Here is a 2838-nt window from a genome sequence, read left to right on the forward strand (position 1 = left end):
GCTGTGACATAGCCTTTTGTTCCTTTATTTCTCTATTTTTGACGACTTAAAGTTATAAAGGAGCGGCTATGTCATTTCAACTCATCATAAAAGTCGAGCATCGCGTTAAATTATCAAGTAAGTAGTAGTTGATCCCGGTGGCGAAAAAACTCCCAATTCTATTCCCTGATGATAAAGTATCAATACCTGCATCTTTTAAAGCTTTTTTTGAAAGCTTGAGTAATGCTCTTTGTTGAGGATCCATCAAAGAAGCTTGTTTTTTTGTTAACCCAAAATCCTTATAGGGGAATTTATAAATATCCTCAATATAACCACAGCGGAATATTTCTTTTTCAGTTGCATCATGGAATTCAGAACGAAAATCTCGAATGAGTGTATTTCCTTGTTGTTTTAATTGATTAAATCCTTCGGGAGTATTAATGCCACTAGGTAAAATGAATCCAATTCCACAAATAGCTATATCATATTCTGTAAAACTCATTGTATTTTCCCTCTGTTTTTTCTTTTAGCTAGCTTATTATTTTTTCTGGAAGTTCGGACTGATTTTATGGTAACTAATTCTGAGGATTGAGAAGATATTGATTGTATAATCAATTGTTGCATATTTATTAGTGTAGCCTGCTGATATAATAGCGTTATTGAAAATTGAAACTGATATTTTTTCTCCAACTCTGCAGAAAGTTGCATCAATTTAATTGAGTTTCCGCCATTTTCAAAAAAAGATCGTTCTGGGTCTAGATAGATATTACCGATAATAGAACTGAATAGTTCATTAAACTCAGGTTTTAATGATAATGCACTTATCTTTGAGGAATGAACATATTCGCGTATCAATTTTTGCGTGTCTATTTTACCATTTTTGTTCAGAGGAAAAGGCTGTGTTATATATAATTGATGGGGGATCATATACTGAGGTAGATATCGGCTAATATGATTTAAAACAATAGAAGTAGATAAATATTGAGAAGATATAAAAGCAACCAGACTTCCTTTAATTGCAGTAACTTTAACATCATCAACATCATTCAGTTTCCATATACAGCGTTCGATTTCTGCGGGTGAAACACGATATCCTCTGATTTTAATGAAATCCTGTAAACGAGAGTCAAAATGTATTGTACCATCTACCGACATTGTAACGAGATCACCTGTTGCATAAAAACGTTCTTTTACTCCAAAGATATCCAACCATACAAAAGAGAGGGATTCCTCTGCATTGAGGTAACCATTGAACAATCCTTCTCCACCAAGATAAAGCTGCCCCTTTTGTCCATGCGGTACTACAGCGTTTTCTTCATCCACAACGATAGCTTTTATACCATCTAATACTTTTCCAATTGGAACATGCTGTTGTACTGCTCGTGGCTGGCATAGGTAATAGCTGCTCCAAATTGTATTTTCAGTTGGTCCATACTCGTTATAGAGGAAAGTATTGGGGAAATGCAGATAGTGTTTATTAACTAAATCTTGAGTTAATCGCTCTCCAGCAACGATGACTGACTCACACGAATGAGTATACTTGGGAAGTTCAATTAGCACATTATAATAGGATGGTGTTATCAGAGTCTGTGTTGGTTGGAAATCTTTTATTATTACTGCCAATTCGTGGGGAGATTGGCGTTGAGATTCATTGGGTAGAAGTAATTCTCCGCCAGTTGCTAATGTTCCAAATAAACCAGCATACGCGCTATCAAATGTTAGTGGGCTTAATAGCAAAAACCGTTTCATCTGTCGTTGATATAGGTGATAACGCATAGCAGTCGAATAACACAATGCATGATAACCAATGCTTGCTCCTTTGGGTTCACCTGTACTGCCTGAAGTAAAAATCACATATGCTGGCATATCTGCGGTTATCTTGGGTGGATAGGTGGTATGCTCCCACCTATCCTGGTTATTGATAGTGTATTTTAACCATTCGTATGAGACGCAACCGACACATTGGGCTGCCTGTTTAAGCTGTTTTAGGCGTTCTTCAGGGTCATCTGGGTTTATGATCATAAAGCTTCTGCCTGAATACAATATGCCAAGTATTAAATTAATTGTACTTATTGAGTGAGTATTAAGGACAGCAAGCACTCCTTGTTCAAATTCTTCATCAAGCTTTTTAGCGATGGAAATAACTTGTTGGGATAACTCTTTGTAACTTAATGATGAATTATCAGGCAAAAATCGTATAGCAGACGCATCAGGGGACTTTTCTGCACTATTTAATAAACCGGAAATGATATCAAAAATAGGTAACTGACGTTGTCTAAAGTAAATACTAGGTTCTAAGCCCGCTTCTTTTAATGAACAATGATATCCTTGCTTTAGAAGAAGATTGAATATTTTTACAATAGAGAAATGTATTTCTTTTATTTCATTGGGGTCTATACCTGACATAAATTCATAATGAAGATCCAGGTTATCAGTCTCGGCCGTATAATGTAGAGTTAGATCCAAACGGGGTGGACTGTTCAATATACTAACAGTTTTAAAGACTGAATTTTTTTTCAATGAATGGATTAGTGCCGTGTCATGTCGAACAAGCATTACATTAAATAAATCTTTATCCGAGCGTAATAGTGATTTAATTTCTATCAAGGATATGTATTTATTTTGTTGTAGCCGAGATATTTCATATTGTGCATGATGAAAAAGAGAATGAAAAGTATCTTGTTTATCAATATGAATATGACTTGGTAACGTGTTAATAAAACAGCCAATAGCGTTCCATTGTTCCTCCAGGGCAAACGGGTCTAAATTATACTGACGTAAATCCCACCGTAAGGACTTTCAGCAGATAGCTATTATCCCATCCGGCTTTCTGGCGCTTGGTTTTCACGCCGACCTTAA

General features: G+C 35.7%; 2 protein-coding genes. Both read right to left on the minus strand.

Features of this window, described 5'->3' with window-relative positions:
* Window positions 1–76: 76 nt before the first annotated feature.
* The gene (locus AAC854_RS21970) at window positions 77–481 is read right to left on the minus strand and encodes a beta-ketoacyl synthase N-terminal-like domain-containing protein (RefSeq protein WP_340618955.1); all 405 of its coding nucleotides are present in this window, start codon (window positions 479–481) and stop codon (window positions 77–79) included.
* Window positions 478–2385 carry a non-ribosomal peptide synthetase gene (locus AAC854_RS21975; RefSeq protein WP_340618956.1) on the minus strand — a complete coding sequence of 636 codons (1908 nt, stop codon included), beginning with the start codon at window positions 2383–2385 and terminating at the stop codon, window positions 478–480. The genes AAC854_RS21970 and AAC854_RS21975 overlap by 4 nt, the downstream gene beginning before the upstream one ends.
* Window positions 2386–2838: the final 453 nt, after the last annotated feature.

Origin of the sequence: Xenorhabdus entomophaga (assembly GCF_037996725.1) — a bacterium.
GTDB lineage: Bacteria > Pseudomonadota > Gammaproteobacteria > Enterobacterales > Enterobacteriaceae > Xenorhabdus > Xenorhabdus khoisanae.

Coding starts and splice junctions, on each gene's coding strand:
- AAC854_RS21970 (WP_340618955.1), bottom strand. CDS start 481: ATGAGTTTTACAGAATATGATATAGCTATTTGTGGAATTGGATTCATT.
- AAC854_RS21975 (WP_340618956.1), bottom strand. CDS start 2,385: ATGTCAGGTATAGACCCCAATGAAATAAAAGAAATACATTTCTCTATT.